The 24,882-nt window shown below is 68.5% G+C and carries 26 protein-coding genes and 3 tRNA genes; 13 read left to right on the top strand and 16 right to left on the bottom strand.

From position 1 onward, the window contains the following. Positions 1–59 precede the first annotated feature (59 nt). From ACTF4R_RS20450 to ACTF4R_RS20435, 4 genes are all read right to left on the bottom strand, one after another. A complete protein-coding gene (locus ACTF4R_RS20450) occupies positions 60–878 on the bottom strand; it encodes an ABC transporter permease subunit (RefSeq protein ID WP_440010365.1) in 819 nt (272 codons plus the stop codon). Then, positions 875–1,786 carry an ABC transporter ATP-binding protein gene (locus ACTF4R_RS20445; protein ID WP_440010363.1) on the bottom strand — a complete coding sequence of 304 codons (912 nt, stop codon included), beginning with the start codon at positions 1,784–1,786 and terminating at the stop codon, positions 875–877. Before ACTF4R_RS20445 ends, ACTF4R_RS20450 begins: the two co-directional genes overlap by 4 nt. Before the next feature lie 36 nt (positions 1,787–1,822). After that, positions 1,823–2,257 carry a universal stress protein gene (locus ACTF4R_RS20440; protein ID WP_433625912.1) on the bottom strand — a complete coding sequence of 145 codons (435 nt, stop codon included), beginning with the start codon at positions 2,255–2,257 and terminating at the stop codon, positions 1,823–1,825. Positions 2,258–2,360: 103 nt separating this feature from the next. Beyond that, positions 2,361–3,398, bottom strand: a complete 1,038-nt coding sequence (locus tag ACTF4R_RS20435; RefSeq protein WP_440010361.1) for an N-acetyltransferase DgcN family protein — start codon at positions 3,396–3,398, stop codon at positions 2,361–2,363. Between the two features lie 105 nt (positions 3,399–3,503). Here ACTF4R_RS20435 and ACTF4R_RS20430 point away from each other — a divergent pair, with 105 nt between their 5' ends. Next, a complete protein-coding gene (locus tag ACTF4R_RS20430; protein WP_440010359.1) occupies positions 3,504–5,012 on the top strand; it encodes a carboxypeptidase M32 in 1,509 nt (502 codons plus the stop codon). Between the two features lie 36 nt (positions 5,013–5,048). On the opposite strand, the gene ACTF4R_RS20425 is transcribed toward ACTF4R_RS20430, so the two are convergent. Continuing rightward, complete coding sequence (locus tag ACTF4R_RS20425) at positions 5,049–5,225, bottom strand: YHS domain-containing protein (RefSeq protein ID WP_440010358.1); 177 nt, start codon at positions 5,223–5,225, stop codon at positions 5,049–5,051. Between the two features lie 169 nt (positions 5,226–5,394). Here ACTF4R_RS20425 and ACTF4R_RS20420 point away from each other — a divergent pair, with 169 nt between their 5' ends. Genes ACTF4R_RS20420 through ACTF4R_RS20400 form a run of 5 tightly spaced genes read left to right on the top strand, consistent with a single transcriptional unit; the run spans position 5,395 to position 10,957 of the window. Beyond that, the gene (locus ACTF4R_RS20420) at positions 5,395–6,576 is read left to right on the top strand and encodes a glycosyltransferase (protein WP_440010357.1); all 1,182 of its coding nucleotides are present in this window, start codon (positions 5,395–5,397) and stop codon (positions 6,574–6,576) included. Beyond that, entirely contained in the window at positions 6,548–7,219 is a 672-nt protein-coding gene (locus ACTF4R_RS20415; protein ID WP_440010354.1) for a glycosyltransferase family 2 protein, read from the top strand. Before ACTF4R_RS20420 ends, ACTF4R_RS20415 begins: the two co-directional genes overlap by 29 nt. Next, a complete protein-coding gene (locus ACTF4R_RS20410) occupies positions 7,216–8,139 on the top strand; it encodes a hypothetical protein (RefSeq protein ID WP_440010353.1) in 924 nt (307 codons plus the stop codon). The genes ACTF4R_RS20415 and ACTF4R_RS20410 overlap by 4 nt, the downstream gene beginning before the upstream one ends. Continuing rightward, positions 8,136–9,437 carry a sulfatase-like hydrolase/transferase gene (locus ACTF4R_RS20405; protein WP_440010351.1) on the top strand — a complete coding sequence of 434 codons (1,302 nt, stop codon included), beginning with the start codon at positions 8,136–8,138 and terminating at the stop codon, positions 9,435–9,437. The genes ACTF4R_RS20410 and ACTF4R_RS20405 overlap by 4 nt, the downstream gene beginning before the upstream one ends. A gap of 59 nt (positions 9,438–9,496) precedes the next feature. Continuing rightward, complete coding sequence (locus ACTF4R_RS20400) at positions 9,497–10,957, top strand: oligosaccharide flippase family protein (protein WP_440010349.1); 1,461 nt, start codon at positions 9,497–9,499, stop codon at positions 10,955–10,957. A gap of 78 nt (positions 10,958–11,035) precedes the next feature. On the opposite strand, the gene ACTF4R_RS20395 is transcribed toward ACTF4R_RS20400, so the two are convergent. Both ACTF4R_RS20395 and ACTF4R_RS20390 read right to left on the bottom strand, forming a co-directional pair. After that, entirely contained in the window at positions 11,036–12,847 is a 1,812-nt protein-coding gene (locus ACTF4R_RS20395) for a ribosome biogenesis/translation initiation ATPase RLI (RefSeq protein WP_440010348.1), read from the bottom strand. A gap of 2 nt (positions 12,848–12,849) precedes the next feature. Next, positions 12,850–13,161, bottom strand: coding sequence for an EMC6-like membrane protein (locus tag ACTF4R_RS20390; RefSeq protein ID WP_113279169.1), 312 nt, complete (start codon positions 13,159–13,161; stop codon positions 12,850–12,852). Positions 13,162–13,269: 108 nt separating this feature from the next. On the opposite strand from ACTF4R_RS20390, the gene ACTF4R_RS20385 reads away from it, so the two are divergent. From ACTF4R_RS20385 to ACTF4R_RS20375, 3 genes are all read left to right on the top strand, one after another. Continuing rightward, positions 13,270–13,386: transfer RNA gene (locus ACTF4R_RS20385), tRNA-Lys, on the top strand. Positions 13,387–13,548: 162 nt separating this feature from the next. Continuing rightward, complete coding sequence (locus ACTF4R_RS20380) at positions 13,549–13,992, top strand: group I intron-associated PD-(D/E)XK endonuclease (RefSeq protein ID WP_440010345.1); 444 nt, start codon at positions 13,549–13,551, stop codon at positions 13,990–13,992. A gap of 113 nt (positions 13,993–14,105) precedes the next feature. Further along, the gene (locus ACTF4R_RS20375) at positions 14,106–14,309 is read left to right on the top strand and encodes a DUF8123 family protein (RefSeq protein WP_440010343.1); all 204 of its coding nucleotides are present in this window, start codon (positions 14,106–14,108) and stop codon (positions 14,307–14,309) included. 11 nt (positions 14,310–14,320) lie between these two features. Here the strand turns inward: ACTF4R_RS20375 and ACTF4R_RS20370 are convergent, their stop codons facing one another. Then, complete coding sequence (locus ACTF4R_RS20370; protein ID WP_440010341.1) at positions 14,321–15,133, bottom strand: hypothetical protein; 813 nt, start codon at positions 15,131–15,133, stop codon at positions 14,321–14,323. Positions 15,134–15,414: 281 nt separating this feature from the next. Between ACTF4R_RS20370 and ACTF4R_RS20365 the strand changes: the two genes are divergently transcribed. After that, on the top strand, positions 15,415–15,873 hold the full coding sequence (locus tag ACTF4R_RS20365; RefSeq protein WP_440010338.1) for a FlaD/FlaE family flagellar protein: 459 nt from the start codon (positions 15,415–15,417) through the stop codon (positions 15,871–15,873). A 13-nt stretch (positions 15,874–15,886) separates the two neighbouring features. On the opposite strand, the gene ACTF4R_RS20360 is transcribed toward ACTF4R_RS20365, so the two are convergent. The 3 genes from ACTF4R_RS20360 to ACTF4R_RS20350 all read right to left on the bottom strand — a co-directional run bounded on the left by ACTF4R_RS20360 (position 15,887) and on the right by ACTF4R_RS20350 (position 17,649). After that, a complete protein-coding gene (locus ACTF4R_RS20360; RefSeq protein ID WP_440010335.1) occupies positions 15,887–16,846 on the bottom strand; it encodes a hypothetical protein in 960 nt (319 codons plus the stop codon). A gap of 537 nt (positions 16,847–17,383) precedes the next feature. Next, positions 17,384–17,458, bottom strand: a tRNA-Ile gene (locus ACTF4R_RS20355). A 118-nt stretch (positions 17,459–17,576) separates the two neighbouring features. After that, positions 17,577–17,649: transfer RNA gene (locus ACTF4R_RS20350), tRNA-Asn, on the bottom strand. Between the two features lie 99 nt (positions 17,650–17,748). Between ACTF4R_RS20350 and cca the strand changes: the two genes are divergently transcribed. Next, entirely contained in the window at positions 17,749–19,125 is a 1,377-nt protein-coding gene (gene cca, locus ACTF4R_RS20345; RefSeq protein WP_440010333.1) for a CCA tRNA nucleotidyltransferase, read from the top strand. On the opposite strand, the gene ACTF4R_RS20340 is transcribed toward cca, so the two are convergent. Then, entirely contained in the window at positions 19,122–20,144 is a 1,023-nt protein-coding gene (locus tag ACTF4R_RS20340; protein ID WP_440010331.1) for a histone deacetylase family protein, read from the bottom strand. The genes cca and ACTF4R_RS20340 overlap by 4 nt on opposite strands. Further along, the gene (locus tag ACTF4R_RS20335; RefSeq protein ID WP_440010329.1) at positions 20,141–20,572 is read right to left on the bottom strand and encodes a histone; all 432 of its coding nucleotides are present in this window, start codon (positions 20,570–20,572) and stop codon (positions 20,141–20,143) included. Before ACTF4R_RS20335 ends, ACTF4R_RS20340 begins: the two co-directional genes overlap by 4 nt. Positions 20,573–20,687: 115 nt before the next feature. On the opposite strand from ACTF4R_RS20335, the gene ACTF4R_RS20330 reads away from it, so the two are divergent. After that, a complete protein-coding gene (locus tag ACTF4R_RS20330; RefSeq protein ID WP_440010326.1) occupies positions 20,688–20,894 on the top strand; it encodes a hypothetical protein in 207 nt (68 codons plus the stop codon). On the opposite strand, the gene ACTF4R_RS20325 is transcribed toward ACTF4R_RS20330, so the two are convergent. Then, on the bottom strand, positions 20,891–22,318 hold the full coding sequence (locus ACTF4R_RS20325) for a single-stranded DNA binding protein (RefSeq protein WP_440010324.1): 1,428 nt from the start codon (positions 22,316–22,318) through the stop codon (positions 20,891–20,893). The two genes, ACTF4R_RS20330 and ACTF4R_RS20325, sit on opposite strands and share 4 nt — an antisense overlap. A 161-nt stretch (positions 22,319–22,479) precedes the next feature. After that, positions 22,480–23,049, bottom strand: coding sequence for a YqaA family protein (locus ACTF4R_RS20320; protein ID WP_440010323.1), 570 nt, complete (start codon positions 23,047–23,049; stop codon positions 22,480–22,482). A gap of 101 nt (positions 23,050–23,150) precedes the next feature. Here ACTF4R_RS20320 and ACTF4R_RS20315 point away from each other — a divergent pair, with 101 nt between their 5' ends. Then, complete coding sequence (locus ACTF4R_RS20315) at positions 23,151–23,756, top strand: HVO_2922 family protein (RefSeq protein ID WP_440010322.1); 606 nt, start codon at positions 23,151–23,153, stop codon at positions 23,754–23,756. 9 nt (positions 23,757–23,765) lie between these two features. Here the strand turns inward: ACTF4R_RS20315 and mfnA are convergent, their stop codons facing one another. Beyond that, positions 23,766–24,830, bottom strand: coding sequence for a tyrosine decarboxylase MfnA (gene mfnA / locus ACTF4R_RS20310; RefSeq protein WP_440010321.1), 1,065 nt, complete (start codon positions 24,828–24,830; stop codon positions 23,766–23,768). Between the last annotated feature and the right edge of the window lie 52 nt (positions 24,831–24,882).

Genomic DNA, 24,882 nt, shown 5'->3' with positions numbered 1-24,882 from the left:
GCGTCGCAAAGAGTTCCCCGTTACGAACCGACGGCCAGCGTGCCCGTTCGCCGCCGGACTCAGAGGTCGGCGGCCCGGAACCGCCGGTAGCCGAGCGCGACGGGGACGACCGCCCACGCCGCCAGAACGACGACGCCGAACCAGTCGGCGTAGTAGAAGGCGTCGCCGGCCGGCGTCCACGCCCCGCCGGCCTCGACGAATCCCCGCTGTGCCGCCCGGTAGGCGTTCACCGGGCTGAGGCGGTCGAGGAAGACGGCCCACTCCGGCGGCGCCCCCCGTGGCATCGAGAAGCCGTTCACCACGTACAGCACCAGTTTCGGCACGGACGACCAGCCGAGCAGCGTCAGCAGGAAGAAGCCGACGCTGGTCGCCATCGCCCGGTTGCTCGTCGACGCCGCGGCCGAGAAGGCCACCGCTGGTCCGGCGTACGCCGCCCCCAGCAGGGCGACGAGCGCGAGGAAGGCGACGAGCGAAACCGGCGACACCGTCCCGCCGAAGGCGACGAAGACGAGCGCGGCCGCGACGATGCCGACGACCGCCGACGTGCCGACGACGACCGCGCGCCCGACCGCCAGTCCGACCGTCACGTCGCGGCGGGTGACGGGGAGGCCGAGCAGGAGCTTCAGGCTTCCCGACTCGCGTTCGCCGGCGACGGCGTCGTAGCTCAGCATCAGCGCGGCCAGCGGGACGAGAAAGAGGACGGCCCCCGTGCCGGAGAAGAAGCTCGGGCCGTCGCCGCCCGCGTTCGCGGTGGAGCCGGTCGCCCCGAAGTAGACCGGGAGGGCGAAAAAGAGGACGAACGCGACGGCGGTCGTCCCGAGCCGCCAGGTCCGGACGGCGTCCAGCACGTCCTTCTTCGCGACCACGCGCCAGCTCATGCCGTCGCCTCCGCGGTGTAGGTGGCGAACAGCTCCTCCAGCGACGCCTCCTCGGTGTCGAAGTCCCGAACCGTCGCGCCGGCCCGCTCCAGCGCGTCGAGCGCCGGCTTCTTCGCGGCGTCCGCGCAGGCGACGGTCACCGTCGTCCCCTCGACGGCGACGCGGGCGACGCCCTCGACCGACCGGACGGCGTCGACCGCGTTCTCGGGGACGCGGGCGACGGTCACCGACAGCGTCGCGTCGGCTCCCGCCGTCTCGCGGAGGCCGTCGATGGAGTCGACCGCGACGAGTTCGCCGCCCTGAAGGATTCCGACGCGGTCGCAGACCGCCTCGACCTGTTCGAGGATGTGACTGGAGAAGAACACCGTCGTGCCCCGGGCCTGCTCCGCCCGGATTATCTCGCGCATCGCCAGCGCGCCGTTGGGGTCGAGTCCGGTCGTCGGTTCGTCCAGCACGAGCAGGTCCGGGTCGCCGACGAGCGCCATCCCGAGGACGAGGCGCTGGGCCATCCCCTTGGAGAACCCTTCGACGCGGCGGTCCGCCGCGCCGAGGATGCCGACCCGGTCCAGGAGTTCGGCGGGGTCGGCGTCCACGCCCCGGGCTTCGGCGACGAACTCGACGTGCTGGCGGGCTGTCAGGTGGCCATACGCGCGGTAGGCGTCGGGGAGCACGCCCACGCGCTCGTGGACCGTCCGCGTTTCTTCCTGCGCGTCGTGGCCGAACACGCGAGCGGTGCCCGTCGTCGGTCGGACGTAGTCCAGCAGGACGTCGATGGTCGTGGACTTCCCCGCGCCGTTGGGGCCGAGGAAGCCGAACACCTCGCCGTCCTCGACGACGAGGTCCACGTTCCGGAGGGCGACGACGTTCCCGAACCGCTTGGTCACGCCGTCCAGTTCGATGGCGGCCATGGTCCGTTCGTTATCGCGGCGTGACAAATAGCTTCCCTACGCCGCCTCCTCGTCCAACTGCCGAACCGTCAGCACGGGCGTCGGACAGATGCGGACGACGCGCTCGGCGACGCTCCCGATGAGAAAGCGGTTCTCGCCGTGGCGACCGCGGGTGCCGGTGGCGACCACGTCCGCGTCCTGTTCGCGGGCGTACTCGCTGATGGTGGCCGCGGGGTCGCCCTCCCGGACGGCGGTGACGACCTCGCGGTCGGCGTGGTCGCGGACGCTCTCCAGCGCCTCCTCGCCCTGCTCGTGCAGGGCGTCCCGGAGTTCGTCGCGCAGCGATTCGGGCGAGGACTCTATTTCCCCGGTGTCGACGACGTAGAGGGCGTGTACTGCCGCGTCGAATCGGCGCGCGAGGTCGAGCGCCACCGTGACCGCGCGAGTGACGCTTTCGGAACCATCCGTGGCGACGACGACGGTATCTATCATTACCGGCAGTTGGCTCGCCATTCCCCTTAAACTCTCGTAGCTCTCTCCCCCGGTCCGCGCTCGCCCGGTAGCCGTCGTCCCGCGAGCGCCTCCGCGCTCGCGGTCAGAGCGCGTCCCGGACGGTCGCCAGCAGGTCGGCCGGCCCGTCGTCGTCGTAGACGTTCGCGGCGGGGACCGGATACTCGACCGCTCCGGGGTCGGCCCACGTCGAGACGCCTGCGACGGTCGCCTCCGACAGCCCTTCGACGAGTTCCATCTCCTCCTCGACGCCGGCGACGGGCCACTGGTCGAAGTGGGTGCGCCGCTCGCGGTCGGGTTGGTCGACGAGGACGACCGCGTCGGGCCACGCGCCGTGGAGGATGGACAGCGTGACGCCGGAGTAGGCGCGATGGGTGAGCGCCGCCTGCCCCTCGACGAACACGAGGTCGTGCTCCTCGGCCACCCCGCAGACGAGGTCCTCGACGACGCCCGCCGCGAAGTCGGCGGGCACGCGGTCGACGACGACGCCGCGGTGCGCGCCGACCATGATGCCCGTCTGGCCGGTCGCGACCCAGCCGGCGTCGAGGCCGGCGCGCTTCGCCGCGCGATACAGTTCGAACGTCGTGGTTCGCTTGCCGACCGCGCAGTCGGTGCCGACCGTCAGCACCACGTCCGCGTCGCAGTCGTCCACGCGCCCGTCGCCCACGCGGAGGCCGTCGCCGGCCGGCGGCTTGCGGACGTCGAAGATGCGCACGTCGTGCTCGTCGGCGAGGTCGCGCCAGGCGTCTCGCTCGCCGAGGAAGACGTGCAGGCCCGAGACCACGTCACAGCCGCCTCGAATCGCCTCCTCGATGTCCGCGATCCACTCCTCGGGCAGGTCGCCGCCCGCGGGTGCGACGCCGACGACGAGCGCCGCGGCGTCGGGGGCGCGCTCCAGCGCCTCGGCGGTGGAGGCGACGACCGGCACGTCCGCGACGTCGTCGCGGCCGAGCACGTCCGCCGCCGACTCGCCGGCGTGCGTGGAGTCGACGACCGCTCGCGCGTCGAACAGTTCGCTGTGCATCACGACCCCGTTGGCCGTCTTTCCGTCCATCGTTCCGAACGCCCCCTCCGCGAGGACGACCGCGGGGGCGGGGGCGTCGAAGGCGTCCCTGAGATTCACGTGCTGTCCTGTCCCACGACGGGTGAAAGGTCTGGCCCCTCTCATGGAAGGGGGCGGGTTTCCGCTACCCCGGAATTGATAACGTGACACGAACTTTCAATCTGCATGGCAACCGCTGACCCCGAGACAGACGGCGCGTACGCGGAGTTGCTCGACCGAGTGGAACGAATCGAGAACGTGGGCAACGCCGCCGGCGTGCTCTACTGGGACCAGCAGGTGAAGATGCCCGATGGCGGCACCCCTGCGCGGTCGAAACAGCTCTCCGCGCTCCAGACGGTCAGACACGACCTGCTGACCGACGACGCGGTCGGCGACCTGCTCGCCGACCTCGAATCGCAGGACCTCGACGACGAGCAGGCGGCGGTCGTCCGCGAGATTCGTCGCCAGTACGAACGCGAGGTGGAGGTTCCGGGCGACCTCGTCGAGGAACTGTCCGAGACGATAAGCGAGGCCCAGCAGGCGTGGCGCGAGGCGAAAGAGGAGGACGAGTTCGAGACGTTCGAACCGTACCTCGACCGACTGCGCGAACTCCACGTCGAGCGCGCCGAGTACGTCGACGCGGAGAAAGACCCCTACGAGGTCATGTTCGAGGAGGGCGAGCCGTACCTCCCGCTGTCGACCGTCGAGCGCATCTTCGACGAACTGCGCGAGGGGCTCGTGCCGCTCATCGAGGACGTTCAGGAGAACGGCGCGGACATCGCCGACGACGCCTTCGCGGGCGAGTTCGACCCCGAGGACCAGGAGGCGCTCTGTCGTGACGCCCTCGACCTCCTCGGGTACGACTGGGACAGGGGTCGCCTCGACACCGCGCCGCACCCGTTCATGTCGGGGACGCAGTTCGACGCCCGCATCACGACCCGGTTCCACGAGACCGACTTCGTCGACCCCCTGACCGCGACCGTCCACGAGTTCGGCCACGCGACCTACCAGCTCGGCCTGCGCGACGACGCCTACGGGACGCCGCTGGGCGACTCCCGCAGTTCCGGCATCCACGAGTCCCAGTCGCGGTTCTGGGAGAACCACGTCGGCCGGACGAAGGCGTTCTGGGAGCGGTTCCTGCCGACGGTGAAAGAGCGGTTCCCCGAGTTCGAGGACGTCACCGTCGACGAGGCGTACGAGGCGGTCAACCAGGTGTTCACGGACAACCTCATCCGCGTCGAGGCGGACGAACTCACCTACCACATGCACATCATCCTCCGGTCGGAGATAGAGCAGGAGTTCGTCGGCGGCGACCTGGACGTGAGCGAGATTCCGGGCCGCTGGAACGAACTGATGGACGAGTACCTCGGCGTCGTGCCGGAGACGGACGCCGAAGGCTGCCTGCAGGACATCCACTGGTCGAGCCGGTTCGCCGGCTTCCAGAACTACACGGTCGGCAGCGTCTTCGCCGCCCAGCTCTGGGCGACCATCGAGGAGGAACTGGACGACCCCGAGGCGATGATACGCGAGGGGAACTTCGGGCCCATCCGCGAGTGGTTGACCGAGAACGTCCACCGCCACGGCCAGCGGTACACCACCGACGAGTTGATCGAACGGGCCACGGGCGAACCGCTGACGGCGGAGTACTTCCTCGACTACGTCACCGAGAAGTACGAAACCATCTACGACCTGTAGCGGACCGCGCTCTCCTCCAGTCTCGGAGACGTCGCGCTACTCGACGTACTCCTCGGGACCGTTCCGGAACTCTTGCTCGTGCTCCGTGGAGCAGAAGTAGTACGTCTCGCCCTCGTACTCCATCGTCGCGGGCGCGTACTCCTCGTCCTGGTAGTCGGTCTCCGCGGGGTTGGTCCGGTCGACCGCCATACCGCAGACGGGACACGTGGGCATATCCGTCCTTCTCGGCGCGAACAGTAGGGCGTTGCGGCCCCGCATTCGAGAGGTCGACCACCGGCACTGGAAATACCAGGAACTAGACCTAACACCCTGATTCAATTTCTAATACTACATTCAATTTATAAGTGGAGATGGTGTACTACCGTCAAGTTCGGATTGGGCAATGAGAGAGGATATCGAGGACGTTTCCGCGGCGGTGTTGCACGACCGGTTCCCCGGCATGGGCGGTGGCGAGCGGTTCGCCATCGAGGCGGCGCGAGTGCTGGACGCGCCCATCTACACGACCTACGTCGCGTCGGGGACGGACCTGCCGGACGACGTTCGGGTCGTCCCGGTGCGCCAGGACAAGTACACCAGCGGCCTCTCCGGACGACTCCTCGAGTGGCAGAACGAGGGGATGAACCCCTTCGAGACGCTGTCGGTCTCGCTCGACCTGACCGACGCCCACGAAGACCTCGCGGAGTACGACGTGCTGCTGGAGAGCGCGCCGCTGTCGAAGTCGTACGTGCCCGACGTGGACCAGACCATCATCCACTACCCCCACAGTCCGCCGCGATGGCTGTACGACCTCTTCCGCGACCGACTCGCCGCGCTGGACTACCCCGGCATCGGATTCGCGATACGAGCGTACGCGAAACTCTGGCGGGCGCTCGACAAGGAGGGCAACGACTACGTCGACCGCTTCGTCGCCAACAGCGAACTCGTCGCCGACCGCATCCAGCGCTACTACGACCGTACCGCCGCCGTCGTCTATCCGCCGGTCACCGGCGACTGGCGAACGGAGGGCGACGACGGCTACTTCGTGACGTGGTCGCGGCTCGCGCCCGAGAAGCGCATCGACCTCGTCGTCGAGGCGTTCGCGGGACTGGACGAGCGTCTGCTCGTCGCCGGCGACGGCGAGCAGCGCGAGGAACTCGAAGCGATGGCGGCCGGCCACGACAACGTCGAGATTCTGGGCTACGTCGACGACGTGGAGTCGCTCGTCGCCCGCGCCACCGCGGTCGTCTACGCCCCGCGGAACGAGGACTTCGGTCTCGTCGGCGCGGAGGCGCTGTCGGCCGGCAAACCCCTGCTCGGCGTGAACGAGGGGTTCACCCGCCACCAGGTCGTCGAGGGGACGACCGGCCTCCGGTTCGAACCCACCGTCGAGTCCCTGCGCGAGACGGTCCGCCGGTTCGACCCCGGTGCGTTCGACGCCGACGAGATTCAGCGGTTCGCCGGCCGATACGACTACGAGACGTTCGCCGAGGACCTGGTGACCGTCGTCAACCGAACCCACGCGGACGCCGCCACCGAGCGCGCCGCGGTCGACGTAGATGATACGGAAACCCCGCACGTCAGCTGACCCCGACGTCTCCGTCGTGATTCCGACGGTGCCGGCGAACGACCACGACGCCGTCGTCGACGCGCTCCGCGAAGGGACCGTCGAGGAGTTCGAGGTGCTGGTCGTCGACGACGCCGACCTCGACATCTGCGAGGCGCGCAACGCCGGCATCGAGGCCGCGACGGCAGACATCGTCGCGCTCACCGACGACGACTGCCGACCGCCGCCGGAGTGGCTCGCCCGCGTCCGGGACGCGCTCGCGGGCGACGTCGTCTGCGTCGAGGGCCGCGTCGAGGGCGGCCGCACCTACCGCGGTACCGGACTGTACGTCGGTTGCAATCTCGCCGTCGACCGCGAGACCGCGCTCGCCGCGGGCGGTTTCCGGTCGGCGTACGCGGGCTGGCGCGACGACACCGAGTTCGGCTGGCGAATGGAGGACCGGGGTCCGTGCCGGTACGACAACGAGATGGTGATGGTCCATCCGGACCTCCCGCGGGCGAGCATCGACGACGAGAAGGAGGCGCGCCTCCGGCGGGAGTACCCCCGACGCTACGAGGAGCGCATCGTCCCGGACACCGCGCTCGGCCGGGTCAACGACTGGCTCTGGCGGCGGGGGTTCTGGGACGCCGTGGACCGGGTTCGGTACGCGGGAGGGAACTCGTGACCCTGCACGACTGGCTCGTCGAGACGGGCGAGCGCGTCCGGGCGGAGGGCTGGAGCGGCGCGGAGAAGTCGGCCTACGAGTTCTACAAGGGCCTGCTCCGGCGCGTCGGCGAGCGCACCGACTACGGCGAGTCCGTCTACGACAGGGAGTGGGACGTCCTCGTCGTCCTCGACGGGTGCCGGGTCGACCTGATGCGGGAGGTCGCCGACGAGTACGCGTTCGTCGGTCGCGTCGGCCGGTTCGAGTCGGCCGGCACCCGCTCCGACGAGTGGATGCGGGCGAACTTCGGCGACCGGGACTGCTCGGACACCGTCCACGTCACCGCGAACCCGAACTCCGCCGACCACCTCGACGCCGACGAGTTCGCCCTGCTCGATGAGGTGTGGCGCGACGCCTGGGACGACGACAGGGGGACGGTCCCCGCCCGCGCCGTCACGGACCGGGCCGTCGCCGCGGCCCGCGACCGCGACCCCGAACGACTGGTCGTCCACTACATGCAACCGCACTTCCCGTCGCTGCCGGACCCGTTGCCAGGCGGCGCGATGAGCCGCGACGAGTTCGGCGACCGGGTCGGCGTCTGGGAGCGACTGCGGCGCGGCGACCTCTCCGGCGACCGGGTGTGGCGTTCGTTCCGGGCGAACCTCCGGTACGTCCTGGACGACGTGGCGCTCCTGCTCGACAGCGTCGACGCCGACCGCGTCGTGCTCACGGCCGACCACGGCAACGCCTTCGGCGAGTGGGGCGTCTACGGCCACCCCGACAGGGTGCCCATCCGCGCCCTCCGGGAGGTTCCGTGGGTCGTCACGAGCGCCCGCGACACGGGCGACCACGACCCCGACCTCGCGCGACCGGCCCCGGCGAACGCGGACGGCGCCGACGTATCGGTCTCCGAACGACTCGACGCACTCGGGTACACATGAACGTCGCAGTCGTCGTCCTCGACACCCTCCGGAAGGACGCGTTCGACGAGCACTTCGACTGGCTTCCAGGCGTGCGGTTCGAGCAAGCCTACTCCACGAGCCACTGGACCGTGCCGGCCCACGCCTCGCTGTTCGCGGGCCGGTACGCCAGCGAACTCGGCGTCTACGCCGGCGCGCAACTGCTCGACTGCCCCGACCCCGTCCTCGCCGAGCGGTTCGGCGCGGCGGGGTACGCGACGCGGGCGTTCAGCGCGAACGTCAACGTCTCCCAACCGTTCGACTTCCACCGGGGGTTCGACCAGTTCGAGGGTAGCTGGCGGCTCCGGGCGCTCGCGGAGAACAGCTTCGACTGGGACCGGTTCATCGTCGAGACCGACGACATGGGACCCCAGCGGTACCTGCTCGCGCTGAAGGAGGTGCTGGCGGGCGACTGCGCGACCGTCCCCTCGCTGAAGCGCGGCGCGCTCCTCAAACTCCGCGACCTCGGCTGGGGCCGGTCGACGCGCGACGACGGGGCCGAGGAGGCCCTGGCGTTCGTCCGCGACGCCGACTTCGGCGACGAGGAGTTCCTCTTCGTCAACCTGATGGAGGCCCACACGCCCTACGACCCGCCCGAGGAGTACCGCACCGTCGAACCGCCCGAACTCAACGGCCTCCGCGCGACGCTGGGCGAACCGGTCGCCGACCCCGACCGCGTCCGGCGGGCGTACGACGACAGCGTGCGCTACCTCTCAGACCGCTACCGCGAGATATTCGCGGCGCTCCGGGAGCAGTTCGACTACGTCGTCACCCTCTCGGACCACGGCGAGGCCCTCGGCGAGCGCGGCGATTGGGAGCACCTCTGCGGGCTCGCCCCCGAGATCACGCGGATTCCGCTCTGCATCTCCGGCGACGGTCTCGGCGGCGAACGACACGAGACGGTGAGCCTGCTCGACGTCCACCGGACGGTGCTCGAACTGGCCGACCTCGACGGCGACTCACGGGGTCGCGACCTGCTCGGAGGTCCGGACGACCGCGACTGGCTCGTCGAGTACCACGGGCTGACCGACCGCCACCGGGCCGCGCTCGCCCGGGACGGAATCGACGCCGCGGCGCTCGACCGGGAACTCCACGCGCTGGCCGCCCCGGGCTACTACGGCTGGGAGACGCCCGACGGCTTCCGCGAGGAGGGCGACCTCGACGACCCGCGGGAACGCATCGACGCGCTCGTCGCCGACCTCGACCGCCGGGACGTCAGCGACGACGTGGCCGTCTCGGAGGCGGTCGAGGCGCAACTGCGCGACCTCGGGTACGCCTGAGCCGGTGGTGCGACGCCGTGACGGAAGAACGTAAACCCGTGCCGGAGAAAGGATAGACCGTGGCGGACGACGAACGGAGCGAGGCGGCCGACGTCAGCCTGAGCCGAGAGACGTTCGGCGGTGCGATAGCGCAGTTCGCGATGGCCGCCGTCGGTTTCGCCGGGACGATAATCTTCGCTCGCTGGCTCGGCCCGTCGGCGTTCGGCGGCGTCTACCTCCTGTTGGCGGTCGTCAAGCTCGCGGACCGCCCGATGAACGGCTGGTCGCTCGCGGCGAAAAAGCGGCTCTCGGAGAGCGACGCGCTCCGGTCGCCCGCGTTCGGTGCGCAACTGCTCTTCGACCTCGGCTGGGTCGGGGTCGCCGGGGTCGCCGCGCTGCTCGCCGGGGACGCGCTCGCGGACTACACCGGGCTGGCCGCCGCGCCCCTGCTCGCCGTCCTCCTGCTCGCCAGCGAGTCGACCTACGAGACGGTCGAGAGCCTCGTCCAGGGTCGCGGGCGAATCAGCGTCGCGACGTGGATCGACGCCCTGCGCTCGGTGCTGACCCTGCCCCTGCAGATTGCCCTCGTCTCCCTCGTCGGCGCGGCCGGGATGGTGTACGGGCTGGCGGCCGCCTCGCTGCTGGCCCTCCCCGTCGTCTCCTACTTCGTCGCCGCTCGCCCCGAACTGCCCTCGCGGGCGTTCCTCGGCAGCCTCGCCGACTACGCTCGCTACAGCGTTCCGTCGTCGGCGCTCGGCACCGCCTACGACCGCCTCGACCTGCTCCTGCTCGGCTACCTGCTCGTACCCGCCGCCGCCGGCTTCTACGAGGTGGCGTGGATGCTCACCATGCCCGCCGTCTTCGTCGCGGACGTGGCGGGCCGGGGGCTGATGGCCAAGGTGAGCGGGCGTGCGGCCAACGGCGAGGGCGTCGGCCAGGACGTGTCGAACACGGTCGCGTACGCCGGCCTGCTGGCGTTCCCGATGCTCGCCGGAGCCGTCGCGCTCGCTCGCCCCCTCGTCGTCACCGTCTACGGCCCGGCGTACCGGAACGCGGCCACGCTGCTCGTCGGCCTGGCCCTGTACCGCATCCTGCGCACCCAGACGGGGCCGCTCCTGCAGGCGATAAACGGCCTCGACCGACCGGACGTGGCGATGGGACTCTCGGCCGTCGCGCTCGCCGTGAACGTCGTACTCGGCGTGGTCCTGACGCTCCGGTTCGGGGCCATCGGCGTGGTCGCCGCCACCGTCGTCGCCGAAGCGCTGCGGTACGCCGGGGCGGTCGCCTTCCTGTGGTCGTCGGTGACCGCGTTCGCGCCCGTCTCCCGGCCGATGGCGGCGCAGGTCGGTGCGAGCCTCGTCACCTTCGCCGTCGCCTCCGCCGCCCGCGGCGCGCTCCCGGTCCGGTCGTGGGTCGACCTCGGCGTGCTCGTGGGGACCGGGGCCGCGGCGTACGGCGTGGCGCTGGTCGCGCTCAGTCCCGGCTTCCGACACACGCTCGGCGTCGCAGTCCGGGAGTCGCTGGCCGACGTGCGACACTGACCGAACTCCGGCGACGAATCGCGTCGAGCGCTCCGAGAAGAGTCGAACGTCGTCCGACCGCGGCCGGTCGCGGTCGGGTCAGGTGTAGTAGTACTCGCCTTCCGTCTTCTGTTTGCGGTCGAGCTGGCTGCCCGGCTTGTTGATGCGCGGGCGGCCGACGTTCTCGTCGCGGCGGAAGGTGATGTCGAGGTTCGAGAGGAAGTCGTTCATCCCCTCGCGCATCCCCTTCGGCTTGCCGGCGTGACCGTGCTCTGCGGGTTCGCCGTCGAACACCATCAGGCGGTCCGCCAGCAGGTCGATCATGTAGATGTCGTGGTCGATGACGAGCACGGTGGCGTCCTGCATCTCGGCGAACCGGCGGATGGCCTGCGTGGCGCGGACGCGCTGTTCGACGTCGAGGTACGCCGACGGCTCGTCGAGCAGGTAGAGGTCCGCGGACTCGGAGAGGCAGGCCGCGATGGCGACGCGCTGGCGCTCGCCGCCCGAGAGGTCCGTGAGGTTCTGCTCCATGATGCTCTCTAACTGGAGCGGCTGCGCTATCTCGGTGTTCCAGTACGACGACCCGAAGTCGTCCGTGAGCGAGGAGAGGAACGCGTCGACGCGCATCGGCTGGTCTATCTCGATGTACTGGGGCTTGTAGGAGATGTCCAGCCGGAAGTCAAGTTCGCCCTCGTCCGGTTCGAGTCGCCCGGCGAGCAGCTGGGCGAACGTCGACTTCCCGATGCCGTTCGGACCGACGACGCCCAGCACCTCGTTCTCGTGAATCGTCCCGCCCTCCACGTCGAGACCGAACTCGTCCTCGCCGTACGACTTCGAGAGGTCGGGGTACTCCGCGAGCACGTCGGCGTGGGTCGCGACCCGGGGCGCGTGCTCCTCGAACTCGATGGGATTCGGCCGGATGCGCATGTTCTCGTTGTCGAGGTACCCGTGCAGGTACTCGTTGATGCCGTTGCGCACCGACTTCGGCGACGTGATGACGCCGTACGCGCCCGGTTCGCCGTAGGCGACGTGGAGGTTGTCCGCGACGAGGTCGAGGATGGCGAGGTCGTGCTCGACGACGAGCATCGACCGGTCCTGCTCCTCCGCCATCTCCTGGACGAGGCGCGCGACCGCGACGCGCTGGCTGATGTCGAGGTACGGCGTTATCTCGTCGAGGAAGTAGAAGTCGGCGTCGCGGGCGAGACACGCCACTATCGCGACGCGCTGGAGTTCGCCGCCCGACAGGCTGTCGATGTCCTGGTCGAGGACGTGTTCAATGTCGAGCCGTTCGAGCAGGTCGTCGAGCGCGCCCCGCTCGTTCGTCGGCTCCAGCAGTTCGGCGGTGTTGCCGTCGAACCGGTCCGGAATCTTGTCGACGTACTGGGGCTTGCGCGCGACGGTCACGTCGCCGTCGCGCACGTCCGCGAGGTAGTCCTGGAGCTCCGTCCCGCGGTAGCGTTCGAGCACCGCGTCCCAGTCCGGCGGCTCCCCGAACCGGCCGAGGTTCGGCGCGAGTTCGCCCGCCAGAATCCGCACGGCCGTCGTCTTCCCGCTCCCGTTCGGCCCGAGGATGCCAGTGACCTGGCCCTCCTGGGGGACGGGCAGACCGTACAGCGAGAAGGCGTTCTCGCCGTAGCGGTGGGCGGGGTCGTCCTGGAGCTCCTGGGGCAGGTTGATGATCTCGATGGCGTCGAACGGGCACTTCTCGACGCAGATGCCGCAGGTCTCACCCAGACAGATCTCCTCGCTGATCTCGATCTGGTCGGGCTGGCCGTCGTCCGCGTCCTCACCGCGGAGCGTGATGCACTCCTTGCCGGTCCGGTTCGGCGGACAGTAGTTCTTGCACTCGTAGTTGCAGCGGTCGGGCTGGCAGCGCTCCAGGTCCACGACCGCGATACTGTCGTCCGCCATGGTTACACCTGGACGTGGTTAGTCAGCAGAATGCCCCACGTGATGAACCACAGCGAGAACGTCATGAACGCCACGTACAGGTAATCTTTCGCGCCGTCGAGCTCGTAGCCGAGCGCGCGAACGAGCGGCAGCTGGACCACGGTGAATCCGAGCACGATGGCCAGACCCATCTGGTCGCTTGCCGCCGCGTTCGTCGTCCCGACGACGGACGCGGAAGCGACGCCCGCGGCGATGCCGGCCAGGGCTGCTATCGCCGTGACCGTGACGCTCCGCAGGTGGGCCGCTCGTTGTTCGGACGCTTGTTCGGTCGCCATGGAGGGAACTGGGGTTCCCGGACTCAAAAGGAGTTCGTTTGCGGGTATCGCCCCCGTCCGCTCGGGAATGGTAAACGTTTAACCGTACGAACTCACAATTCCCGATGAGGGCCGGTAGCTCAGTTAGGCAGAGCGTCTGGCTTTTAACACGACCCACCCGCGCCGTATCGACGGATGGTTGTGGAAGACACCAGACGGTCGGGGGTTCAAATCCCTCCCGGCCCGCTTCTCCGGACCATAGACCCGGCGAGCGACGCAAATCGTGAGGGTGAAGCGGCAACGGTGGCTCCGTGAACGGTCGGTGGGCGACCGGAGCGAGGCGAGGGACGGCTCTTTCCGATACGTAACCGTCCGTAATTTTATACCGAAATAGTCGATAGTGACTATATGGGCGACGACGTTCATCCGAAGGAACGTGGCCAGCGAAGCGAAGCGGCCATCGTCTTCGAACTGGTTCGCCGCGGTCTGACCGTGCTGGAACCGTTCGGTGACAACGAGCGATACGACCTCGCAGTCGAAGCGGCCGGGGAGTTCTACCGGATTCAGGTGAAGACGGGACGACTGGAAAACGGGTGCGTTCGGTTCGAGACTCGGAGCTCCGGCACACTGACTCGAAAAATCGAAAAAGAGGGGTACGACGGAGAGATCGACGTCTTTGCGGTTTACTCGCCGGAGCTGGAGGACGGTTTCGTAGTGCCGATAGCGGCGGCACCGACGACGACGATGGGCCTCCGCGTAGAAGAGCCCGAGAAGCCTTCACCGAACACGAACTGGGCGACGGACTACCGAATCGACGACTGGGTTGAATCGATTCGCGACGAGAGGGAGTGACCTCGAACGACCGACGGAGTCCGGAGAGCGTCCTCACCGCCGACGCCGACCCCCGGAAAAACGACGGCACAGTTCAGGAGGGATTATAAGTCGCCCGCGCTCACAGCATCGACATGAACAGTTTCGCTTCGGACTCGCTCGGATCGCTCGGAACCGCCGTCGGCGTCTTCCTCGCGCTGGTCGGCATCGCGACGCTCGTCGGGACGCCGTGGGCCTACAAGTCCGGTAGCCTCGTCCTCGCTGCCGGACAGATTTTCGGCGCGCTCGCGGCCGTCGGCATCGGCGCTGGTCTGGCGTGGCTCGCGGCGCAGAAGTAGAGGAGTCGTTTTCAGCCCTTGTTGGGCAGGTAGCCGAGCATCCCCAGCAGGACCGCCGCGAGGAAGCTGATGATGGTGACGCCCCAGAGGCCCGCGATGCGCTCGTTGAAGTGTGCTATCTCGCTCCGCTGGTCGTTGTAGGCTTTCACGTTCGTCGACAGCAACATCTTCCCGTTCTCGGCGTGGGCGACGAATCGCTTGTTGTTCGGCCCGAGCGTGACGGTGCTACCGTCGCTGATGGAGACGGTGTTCGACTGCGGAGCGGTCCACTGCAGGACGACGGACTGGTTGGTGATGTTCGCGACCGTCGTCGAGTTGTTGGCGAACTGGAAATTGTTGCCCTGTCGGAGCGTGGTGGTGTTCGGCTCGCCGAACTGCTGGCGCTTGTACTCGTCGACGGGCACCAGCGTCTTGTTACCCTGGCTTCCGTTGGTGACGACGAACGTTTCGTTGTTCTGGGTGACCGTCTGGGTGTCGTTGCTCAGGTTCTGTACCTCGCGGAGCGTCGCCCGATTGGGGTCGGACGTGTTGGGGATGACCACTCGGCGGGTCTCGTTCTGGTACTGGACCGTCGTGTTGTTGTTCAGCGTCTTGCTGAAGCGTGCCGACTGGTTGGTCCACGCCACCTCCGCGGACCCTCCGCCGAGCGACGTGACGTTGTACTGTCGGCCGTCGACGGTGACGTTCTGTCCCTGGCTCTCGAGCGTCTTCTGTGGGTTGTCGACCTCGATAGTCGGTTCCTGGGCGGCCCCGATGAGCGAGTACGCCCCGGCAGCGATGATGAGAAAGACCGCGACGTATACTCCCGCTGCACGTCGTTGCATATCCTAGCCCGGGTCCCCGCGCAGTATAATGGTTACCTTTTGGGAGCAGGAGTTCCGCCCGTGACGGTCGAGGACCCGGGCGCAGGCGGGGACGGCGCGTCCGCTCGGAGCGGACGAGACGGCCTGCAGGACGGCATGCAGGACATTGACCGGCGATATAACAGCGAAGGAACACGGCGTTCCGTGAGAGCGCCCCTCCGCGGACGATTTCCCGTCTACATTCGATTCGGGTCGTACCAAGAGTTAAATAGGTCGGGTAGCTTGTATTCGAAACAGCAGAGATGACCGTCGAACCCGGCGACTACGACCTGCGTGAACTCCGCAGGATGGCCGACGAGGAGGACCCGCCGCTGGACGTGCCCGAGGAGTCGGGCGAGGAGGCGTTCCGACTCGGCCAGCGCGAGGAACTGATGAAGCTCCAGACGCAGTTCATGAGCTCCGGTCGACTGCCGGAGAAACCGTATCTCGAATCCCTGCCGACTCGATACGGCGCGGAGGTCGTCGTCTTCGAGTGGCTCGATTTCCTCGTCGAGAAAGCTGGCTTCGCGAACACCGACGCCGCGCTCGACTACTACGAGTCCGTCGACTGGCTCAGCCCCGAGGCACACGAGGACCTGCGGTCGTACATGCACGGCTTCTCCGAGGTGGACCGCTTCGACGGCGAGGAACCGGACGACCTGGACACCAACGACCACGTCCTCAGCCTCGTCTACGTCGCGCGTCTCGCCTCGCTGGCGTAATCCCGGCCCGCTCTCACTCCCGGTATCCCAGGCTCTTCAGCCGGTCTTCTATCACGCCCTCGTCAATCTCCTCGCGCGCTTCCGGCGGTTCGGCGGTGACCGCCCGGCGCTCGTCGGCCTCGACGGTCGCCCACGGCACTTCGATGAGTTCGCGCTTGTGCAGTCCGCCGGGGTGGCCGTACGCCCGGAGCGGAATCGGGTAGGTCCGCTCGCCGACGAGATTCCCGTGGTCGGCGGTGACGACCGACTTCCCCGGCAGTCGGTCGACGAGGGTCTCGACGTGGGGGGCGACCACGTCGAGGTTCTCCCGGTAGGCGTCGACGACGGTCTCCTCGTCGGTCACCTCGCCGTGGAACAGCGCGTTCCACGGGTGGGGTTCCTCGCTCCGTTCGTCGGCGTCCAGTTGCATCTCGATGCCGGCGTGACCGATGTCCTGGCCCGTCTCGCCGACGAAGGGGAAGTGAGGCTGCATGAAGTGTGCGACGACGCGCTTGTCGGGATACCGCTCGAACGCGGCGAGCGTCTGCTCGACCACGGTCTCTGGCATCACGGTCCGGTGTTCGTCGTCCCAGTGGTCGTCGAGCAGGTTGACGACGGCGTGGAACGTGTCGTCGGGGAGCTTGTAGGTGTGCGGATTGGCGGTGACGTAGACCGTGTCGTGGAGTTGCCGGCCGACGAAGCTCTCCTGCATGAACTCCCAGCTTTCGCTGCCGGGCGAGAGCTTGCTCGTCACGGTGTCGCCGATGTCGGTCTGCTCTTCGAACATGTCGTACCGGCAGGCGTCGAGGACGACCAGGTTGTCCCAGTCCTCGTCCATCACGTCGACGCGCTCCGCGCGGTTCAGCAACTGATAACACCGGGCGTTGAGTTCGAGGGCGTCGTCTCGAAGTCGTCGCGTCTCCCCGCGGAGGAGACGCGGGTCGCGCAGAACGCGCACCAGATTTCCGATCGAGTACCGCCGCCACATCGACATATCACTCCCTTCCGACCCCACCGACTTATTTATGATATGGCTAAACCAGTTTTGGAGAACGGTTCGGGAGGTTACTTTTCCACCGGATCGCCGTCGAACTCTATTCGGCCGTCTTGGAGCCGTTCGTCCGAAACGTCTCGGCCTCTTCTCTCGAAACGCAAGACGGGCCGCCGAGGAGACAGCCAGGGGACAAAACTAGCGGCGGGATAGTGACGGGAGAAATTCACGTCGGTCCGCGTCGAGCGAGGCGAGTCTGGCTGCCGCTGGTCGGCCGGGAGCGACGGACGTACGGTTCGGCGTCCCGCCGCTCGTCGCGCCCGCTCTCCGTGCGGACGCTTCGCTCGTCGAGACACTCCCTCGCAGAAGACGTCGGACCGGAACGGTTCCGGCGTCGCAGGCTCCATGGGCCCTGACGGATTCGAACCACGCGAAGACGGTCCTGCTCGGTCGCTTCGCTTCCTGTGCTGGCTGCGTCTTCCCTACTTCGAATCCGTCGGCGGTCCGTTCCGCACTGCTCGCCGACGCTCGCAGGCTCCATGGGCCCTGACGGATTCGAACCATCGACCACTCGGTTATGAGCCGAGCGCTCTAACCAGACTGAGCTAAGGGCCCTGCTCAGGTAGTCGTATTTGACGCCTCCTCTTTAGCCTACCGGCTTTCTCCGGGCGCGACGGCGTTCCGTCGCCGCCTCACGGCCGCTACGCTCGTGGCGATGATGCGTCGAGAGAAGCGCCGTCGCCAGGGCTCGAACCTGGGACAACCACGTTAACAGCGTGGTGCTCTACCAGCTGAGCTACGACGGCTCGTTGCAATCGTTCATAGACGCAGTTGTTTGATAGGGCTTTCGCTTTCACCCGACGGCATCGACACGCTTTCCCCGCATCAAGGGGTACGCTCGGGCAATGGCAGCTTTCGAGGACGTCGTCGCGGCGGTCCGAGAACGCGTCGAACCGGACGCCGAGGAGCGGTCGCGCCTCGGGACGGTCGTCGAGCAACTCGTCGAGCGCACGGAGTCGGCCGTCGACGACCTGCCCGTCGAGGTGGACGTGCTCCAGGTCGGCAGCACCGCCCGCGGAACGTGGCTCAGCGGCGACCGCGACATCGACCTGTTCGTGCGGTTCCCGCCGGACTGCGACCGCGACGACCTCGAATCGTACGGCCTCGACGTCGGCCACGCCGTCCTCCCCGACGGCCACGAGGAGTACGCCGAACACCCCTACGTGAAGGGAGAGTTCGAGGGGTTCGACGTGGACCTCGTCCCCTGCTACCGGGTCGAGTCCGCGACCGACATCCGGTCGGCGGTGGACCGCACGCCGTTCCACACGCGGTACCTCGAAGCGCGCCTGGACGACGACCTGGCGAACGACGTCCGGGTGTTCAAGCAGTTCCTCACCGGTATCGGCGCGTACGGTAGCGACCTCCGGACGCGCGGATTCTCGGGCTTCCTGGCCGAACTGCTCGTCCTCGAACACGACGGCCTCCGCCCGCTGCTCGAAGCGGCGGTCGACTGGCAGCCGCCGGTTCGCTTCGACCCCGAGGACCACGGCACCCGGGAGTTCGACGACCCGCTGGTCGTCGTCGACCCCACCGACCCCGAGCGCAACGTGGCGGCCGTCCTCTCGGCGGCGAACCTCGCGCGCCTCCAGCACTACGCCCGCGAACTGCTGGACGACCCCCGGGAGTCGCTCTTCTTCCCCGAGTCGCCAGACCCGCTCTCGCCCGCCGACGTGCGCGAGTTCGTCGCCGACCGCGGGACGACGCCGGTCGCGCTGCGCTTTCCCGCGCCGGACGTGGTCGAGGACCAGCTGTACCCCCAGCTGGACAAGTCGCTGTCGGGCGTCCGCGAGGCCCTCGAACGGCGGGGGTTCGAGGTGTTGCGCGCCGACCTGTTCGCCGACGACTCCGCCGTCCTCCTGTTCGAACTCGGCGTCGCCGAACGCCCCGCAGTCGAGCGCCACGAGGGCCCGCCGGTCCACGTCCGCCGGCACGCCGCGGGATTCTACGAGAAGTACGCGAACGACGACGGCGACCCGGAGTCCGGCGACCGCACGTACGGTCCGTTCGTCGACGACGGCCGCTACGTGGTCGAGCGCCCCCGGGAGTTCACGACCGCGACCGCGTTCCTGGAGAGCGACGCGCTGTTCGACGCTGCTCTCGGCGTGCACGTCGAGGACGCGCTACGGGACGGGTACGACCTGCTCGCCGGCGGCGACGCCGTGGCCGACCTCGCCGGGGAGTTCGGCGTCGAACTCGCTCGCTACTTCGACCCGCGGCCCTAGTCGCTATCCCCGTCGAAGATGGGGTGTGACGCCCGGACCTCGTCGACGAGGTCGCGAACGTCCTCGTCGGCGTCCTCCTCCGGCACGACGGGGTCGCGGCCGTCGAACACCTCGTGGACCATCGCGACGCCGTCCGAGAGCGTATCGAGGCTGTAGCCGCCTTCGAGCACGAATCCGAGCGCGGCCGCCGTCTCGTCGGCCACGTCTCGGACCCGAGCGGTGAGCATCCCGTAGCCCTCCGTCGAGACGCGCATCCGGGAGATGGGGTCGTGGCGGTGGGCGTCGAACCCGGCGCTGACGAGTATCAGGTCGGGGTCGAACGACCGGACCGCGGGTTCGACGAGGTCGTCGAACGCCGTCCGGTACTCGGGGTCGCCGGCCCCCGCGGGCAGCGGTGCGTTCAGCGTCGTCCCCGCGCCGTCGCCCTCGCCGACCTCGTCTATCTCGCCCGTGCCTGGATAGAGGCCGTCCTCGTGGAGCGAGCAGTAGAGCACGTCGCCGTCCTCGGCGAAGATGTCCTGCGTGCCGTTGCCGTGGTGGACGTCCCAGTCGAAGACGGCGACGCTGTCGGCGTCGCCCGAGTCGAGGGCGTACTGGGCCGCGACGGCGGCGTTGTTGAAGAAGCAGAACCCCATGGCGTCGTCGACGACCGCGTGGTGGCCCGGCGGTCGACCGATGGCGAACGGCGTGTCGCGGCCGTCCTCGCCCGCCAGTGCCGTCTCGGCCGACCAGCGAGCGAGGCCCGCGCTCTGGAGTGCGGCGTCCCAGCTCTCCTCGACGGCGACCGTGTCGGGGTCCCAGTTACCGCCGCCGTCGGCGCAGAACTCGCGGAACTCCTCGACGTAGTCGGCGTCGTGGACGGCGGTCACCGTCGATTCGTCCGCGGAGTCGGCCTCGACGTACTCGACGCCGTGCCGACGCGAGAGCGTCTTCCGGATGGCCCGCAGCCGATCCGGGTTCTCCGGATGGCGTTGGCCGGTGTCGTGTTCGAGGCAGACCTCGCTGTAGCCGAACTTCATTCGAACAGTTCGAAGTACGTCACGATGTCCTCGGCCTTAACGGTTCTGCGGTCCGCGTGGCGCGCCAGTATCGCGGCCGCCGTCGCCACGTTGTTGGCGTAGTCCTCGAGGATGTCGGCCAGTGCGATGCGGGCGTTCATCGAAACCCGGTAATCGTCGTCGATGTCGAGTCGCGCGATACGGTCGACGGGGGCGACCGGGAGCGTCAGGTCGTCCTTGTCGACGACCTGTTCGACCTCGAAATCCTCTGCCATCAGCGTCTTCCGTCCGTCGGCGGTCGCTCGCTCGGCCGCGCCGGCGGCGAGTTCGGCCCCGTGTCGCTGGATGCGGCGGGCGAGTTCCTCGGCGGCGTCAGCACTGACCCGCAGTTCCCCCGCATTCCGTCGAATGATAGTGTCGACCGGCGCAAACGGAAGCTCAACGCTCATGGTCCAAAGGCGGAAGCCAGTCGTCCTTAATCTTTCCCTACCGTCGTTTCCTGGAAACCGCACAACGAGGGGGACCGCCAGCACGCCTAAGAAGATGCACTCCCAATCCGCGAGTATGTCCGACGACCACGAGCGCGACCGAACGATGGCGAAGGAGAAAGACGAGGAACAGACCCAGGAGGGCGAAGCGGAGGCAGAACGTGCCCGCGAGGAAGAACTGGAAGACGAGACCGACGTCGAACAGAACGAGGCCCGCGAAGACGCCGCTGCCGACGAGCAGAACGTCGACAACCACCGCGACGAAGAGCCGTTCAACAGCTAGAACACGTCGTCGGCGTCGAGTCGCCCGTCCTGCAGTTCGCCGCGGGCGGTGACCTCCTGACCGAGGTGGACGTCCGAGTCCGTGTCGACGCTCACCGTCTCCTCGCCGTCGTCGAGCACGACCGGACTGCCCGCCTGGACGACCGTCCCGGTGAACTCGACGTACTCGCCGTCCTCGTTTTCGCCGTCGCTCGCGTCGACAGTCGCGGCGTCGTCCCCGCCGTCCCCGCCGTCGTCGACGTCGTCGCCGAACGCGTCGAGCCCCGCGCTGGAGCCGCCGTCGTCGCTCGATTCGTCGGTGGCGGTGCCGACCTCCGCACCGCTCTCCAGGACCGTGACGGTCGACTGCCAGCCGGCCGATCCCTCGATGTCGTCCTCCCAGCCGTCCTGGATTTCGACGTCCGCGAACTGGACCTCGTCGCCGGGCGCTATCTCCCGGTCGGCCTTCTCGCCCCAGAGCGCGACCCGGAGGTCGCCCGTGTCGTCCTGAATCCGGACGTTGCGGACCTGGCCCTCCGAACCGTCGTCGCGGTCGAACGTGCGCTTGGGGTCGGCCGACCTGACGACGCCCGCCACGTCGGCGGTGTCGCCGAGTTCGAGGTCGGCGATGTCGGTGCTCTCGGGGACGTACTCGACGTCCTCCTCTATCTCCTCGACCGCGCCGCGGTTACCGACGTGGAGTTCGAGGCTCCCGTCGCGCTCGCGGACGTATCCGTCCACGACCTCGACCGAGATGCCGGGGTCGAGTTCCTCGGCGAGGTCGGCGCGCTCGTCCCAGAGCGTCACCCGGACGCGGCCCGTCTCGTCGCCCACGGTCAGGTTCGAGACCTTCCCCTGGGAGCCGTCGTCGCGGTCGAAGGTGCGGACCGTGTCCGTGTCCAGTAGCTTCCCGCGGAGGTTCACGTCCGAGAGGCCCAGCGACAGGTCGTCGACGGCGTAGGTGTCCTGGACCTGGACGTCGATTTCGGTGTCCTCGTCCGGTTCGGCCTTGTCGACCGAGACCTCGGTACCGTTGTACCCCTCCTTCGGGCGGCCCTTGATCCGGAGCACCTGGCCCTTCTCCAGTTCCTCCTTCGCGGCCTGCGCCTGCTCGTCCCACAGGGAGATGCGGATGGAGCCGGTCTCGTCCGCGACCTCGACGTTCAGGACGTGGCCGTCCTCGGCGTCCTCGCCGTCGCGCTCGAACGTCCGGACGTCGCCGACGCTGACGACCTTCGCGACGAACTTCGCCTCCTCCATGCCAGGTTCGACGTCGGCGACCCCGTTCACCTCGTCCTCGTCGAGTTCGTGGGCGATGAGCATCGCGGCGGTCTCTTCGTCCGCCAGTCCACCCATCTGGTCGACTTTGTCCTCGACCGCTTCCCGGAACTCCTCCAGAGAGACGTCGGCGTCGAGGTCCCCGTACACGTCCTCTATAACGCCCATAATCGTACTTTTATGGTAGATTGGACGTCGCTTAAGCGTTGTCTTTGCATCGAGACCCCTCCGCCGTCTTTCGATACCGCCGTCGTTTCGGTCACGCCCGACGTTTGGTCCGTCATCCGGGATAAACGTACGCGCCGCCGCGTTCCCGACGACTTCGCGGGTCAGGAGACGGCGAAGACGGCGGCCCCGGCACCCACGGTGACGAGCAGTCGGCCGACGCTCCCGACGAACGTCGCGGCGGCGAACTTCACGTAGTCCTCTTCGAGGATGGTGAACGCGTAGATGGACAGCGTGTCGGGGAAGAACGGCACCGACAGCGCCATCGCCAGCCCGACGTACCCCCACTTCCTGGCTATCGCGACCGTCTTCTTCTCCGACCACTCGACCACGTCGAACCGCGAGCGCTGGAGTGCGCGGATGACCGGCCCCGACTGCTTGGCTTCGTGCCCGATGTGGAACGCGAACACGCTCCCGACCGCCTTGCCGGCCCCGCTGACGAGGATGATGGTTCCCAGTCGGAGCGACTGCCCCAGTCCGAGGTCCAGCGGGGCGGCGAGGACCACCTCGCTCGGCAGCGGCAGGATGAACGCGATGAGAAACGAGTAGACGCCGATGATGACCAGACCGAGCCAGCCAGTCGCGGTCTCGACGGCCGCTTGCAATCCGAACAGGTCGAGGACGACTCCACCTGTGGCTGCGTCCGCAGACGCGGCGAGAAGCCCTGATAGCACACGTCCCTCTCGGTCGTCGGGGGTTGTAAACTTTCGTCTCCACGCAAACCGCGAGTTCCGCTGGCAAACAGACTCATACCGTCCCGCACCCAAATCCGGCTGTGCAACCCGATCACGAGTACAGCGTCGTCGTTCGTCCGAACCTGCGCGTGACCGCCGCCGTCGCAACCGACGAAGGCAGCCTCGACCGGCTGGCCGTCGACCTGGAGTACCGTCGTGACGGCCGGAGCGACGCCGAAGGGGAGTGGGCCGACCCAGACGCCGGCGTCGAACTGCAGGGTCGTCGCGTCGTCCTCTCGCGGGACGGCGAACCGCTGCTGGACCGCGACCTCTCGACGGCACTCGCCTCCGGCATCGTCGAGCGCTACGGGACGACGGCCGCGAACTACGTTCGCCAGGCCGTCGGGCGCGTTCGAGAGAGCGACCGGAGCCTCGCCGGCAACGTCGAGGAGACGGCCGAACCCGCGTCGTGGCCCATCGCCGTGACGCAGGCCGACGGGACGACCGTCGAGGCGTTCCGCCCGCCCGCACAGGCCACCTTCGAGGTGTACGAGGACGAAAGCGGCGCGTGGCGCTGGCGGCTCCGACACCAGAACGGTAACGTCGTCGCGGACAGCGGACAGGGCTACTCCTCGAAGCGCGCCGCGAAGAAGGGCATCGAGAGCGTGAAGCGGAACGCCCTCGGTTCGCCGGTCGAGGAGTCCTGACGCCGGAATCTACACCGAGTCCAGGTCGTCCACGAACGCCGACAGCATCTCGCGGGTGACGTGGGGCATGCAGACCACCCGGAGTTCCCCAGCGCTCGTCGGCGAGACGCGCCAGCCGCGGTCCCGGAGCGCCGCCACGGTCGCCCGGGGAACGTCGACCGCGACGAGCGGCAGCACGGGGTCGACGACCTCGTAGCCTCGGGTTTCGAGCGCGTCGGCGACCCACTCGGCGTTGGTCTGGGCGCGCTCGTACGTCTCGCGGTAGCCCGCCGGCCACAGTTCCGCCATCGCCGCCTGCGCGCTGGCGACGCCCGCACCGCTCCGCGTGCCCGTCAGCGTGGCCTGCGAGGTGGATTCGAGATACGGCGTGTCGACCGCGAGCGCGTCGAGCACCCGCTCGTCGCGAGCGAGGAAGCCACCGGCCGGGATGGCCGCCCGGCCCATCTTGTGCGGGTCGACCGTCATCGTGTCGACGGCGGCGTGGCCGAAGTGCCAGTCGCGGTCGGTGAAGGGGAGGACGAACCCGCCCCACGCGGCGTCGACGTGCAGGAGCGCGTCGGCGTCCTCGGCCACCTCGGCGAGCGCCGGAACGGGGTCGACGCGCCCGTACTCCGTGGTCCCGGCGACGGCGACGACGAGCGCGGTGTCCTCGTCCGCCAGGTCCGCCATCGCCGCGGGGTCGGCCCGCCGGTCGTCGGTGGGGGCGAGGCGCAGTTCCACGTCGAGCACGTCGGCGGCCTTCTGGAAGCTGAAGTGGACGCTCTCGGGTGCGACGACGTTCGGGTCGTCGCTCGCGGCGAGGTTCCGCGCCGCCCGGACCGCCTGGAGGTTCGCCTCGGTGCCCCCGCTGGCGACGTACCCCTCCGGGTCCGGGAGGCCGGTCATCTCGCCGAGCGTCGCGACCGCCTCACGCTCCAGTTCCGCGACGGTCTGGTACGTCGTCGGGTCGCCGGGGTTGGTGGCGAGAAAGCGCTCCGCGGCCTCGCGAGCGGCCGGGTGCGGTACCGTACACATCGAGGAGAGGACGCGCTCGAAATCCTGCGGTTCCGGCGGCGCGGTCCCCTGCTTGCTCATGTCGGGGAGAAGACGTTCCCGCGGTTTAGCGGTTCCGTTCTCGGTCTTCTCG

The organism is Halomicrococcus pelagicus (assembly GCF_051917725.1).
GTDB lineage: Archaea > Halobacteriota > Halobacteria > Halobacteriales > Haladaptataceae > Halomicrococcus.
Note: the sequence above shows the minus strand (reverse complement) of the source record. Positions and strands in the feature narration are given on the sequence as shown.

What these genes read in the sequence shown, in the direction of transcription:
- ACTF4R_RS20450 (WP_440010365.1), bottom strand. Translation starts at nt 878, where the DNA reads ATGAGCTGGCGCGTGGTCGCGAAGAAGGACGTGCTGGACGCCGTCCGG.
- ACTF4R_RS20445 (WP_440010363.1), bottom strand. Translation starts at nt 1,786, where the DNA reads ATGGCCGCCATCGAACTGGACGGCGTGACCAAGCGGTTCGGGAACGTC.
- ACTF4R_RS20440 (WP_433625912.1), bottom strand. Translation starts at nt 2,257, where the DNA reads ATGATAGATACCGTCGTCGTCGCCACGGATGGTTCCGAAAGCGTCACT.
- ACTF4R_RS20430 (WP_440010359.1), top strand. Translation starts at nt 3,504, where the DNA reads ATGGCAACCGCTGACCCCGAGACAGACGGCGCGTACGCGGAGTTGCTC.
- ACTF4R_RS20425 (WP_440010358.1), bottom strand. Translation starts at nt 5,225, where the DNA reads ATGCCCACGTGTCCCGTCTGCGGTATGGCGGTCGACCGGACCAACCCC.
- ACTF4R_RS20420 (WP_440010357.1), top strand. Translation starts at nt 5,395, where the DNA reads ATGAGAGAGGATATCGAGGACGTTTCCGCGGCGGTGTTGCACGACCGG.
- ACTF4R_RS20415 (WP_440010354.1), top strand. Translation starts at nt 6,548, where the DNA reads ATGATACGGAAACCCCGCACGTCAGCTGACCCCGACGTCTCCGTCGTG.
- ACTF4R_RS20405 (WP_440010351.1), top strand. Translation starts at nt 8,136, where the DNA reads ATGAACGTCGCAGTCGTCGTCCTCGACACCCTCCGGAAGGACGCGTTC.
- ACTF4R_RS20395 (WP_440010348.1), bottom strand. Translation starts at nt 12,847, where the DNA reads ATGGCGGACGACAGTATCGCGGTCGTGGACCTGGAGCGCTGCCAGCCC.
- ACTF4R_RS20390 (WP_113279169.1), bottom strand. Translation starts at nt 13,161, where the DNA reads ATGGCGACCGAACAAGCGTCCGAACAACGAGCGGCCCACCTGCGGAGC.
- ACTF4R_RS20380 (WP_440010345.1), top strand. Translation starts at nt 13,549, where the DNA reads ATGGGCGACGACGTTCATCCGAAGGAACGTGGCCAGCGAAGCGAAGCG.
- ACTF4R_RS20375 (WP_440010343.1), top strand. Translation starts at nt 14,106, where the DNA reads ATGAACAGTTTCGCTTCGGACTCGCTCGGATCGCTCGGAACCGCCGTC.
- ACTF4R_RS20370 (WP_440010341.1), bottom strand. Translation starts at nt 15,133, where the DNA reads ATGCAACGACGTGCAGCGGGAGTATACGTCGCGGTCTTTCTCATCATC.
- ACTF4R_RS20365 (WP_440010338.1), top strand. Translation starts at nt 15,415, where the DNA reads ATGACCGTCGAACCCGGCGACTACGACCTGCGTGAACTCCGCAGGATG.
- ACTF4R_RS20360 (WP_440010335.1), bottom strand. Translation starts at nt 16,846, where the DNA reads ATGTCGATGTGGCGGCGGTACTCGATCGGAAATCTGGTGCGCGTTCTG.
- cca (WP_440010333.1), top strand. Translation starts at nt 17,749, where the DNA reads ATGGCAGCTTTCGAGGACGTCGTCGCGGCGGTCCGAGAACGCGTCGAA.
- ACTF4R_RS20340 (WP_440010331.1), bottom strand. Translation starts at nt 20,144, where the DNA reads ATGAAGTTCGGCTACAGCGAGGTCTGCCTCGAACACGACACCGGCCAA.
- ACTF4R_RS20335 (WP_440010329.1), bottom strand. Translation starts at nt 20,572, where the DNA reads ATGAGCGTTGAGCTTCCGTTTGCGCCGGTCGACACTATCATTCGACGG.
- ACTF4R_RS20330 (WP_440010326.1), top strand. Translation starts at nt 20,688, where the DNA reads ATGTCCGACGACCACGAGCGCGACCGAACGATGGCGAAGGAGAAAGAC.
- ACTF4R_RS20325 (WP_440010324.1), bottom strand. Translation starts at nt 22,318, where the DNA reads ATGGGCGTTATAGAGGACGTGTACGGGGACCTCGACGCCGACGTCTCT.
- mfnA (WP_440010321.1), bottom strand. Translation starts at nt 24,830, where the DNA reads ATGAGCAAGCAGGGGACCGCGCCGCCGGAACCGCAGGATTTCGAGCGC.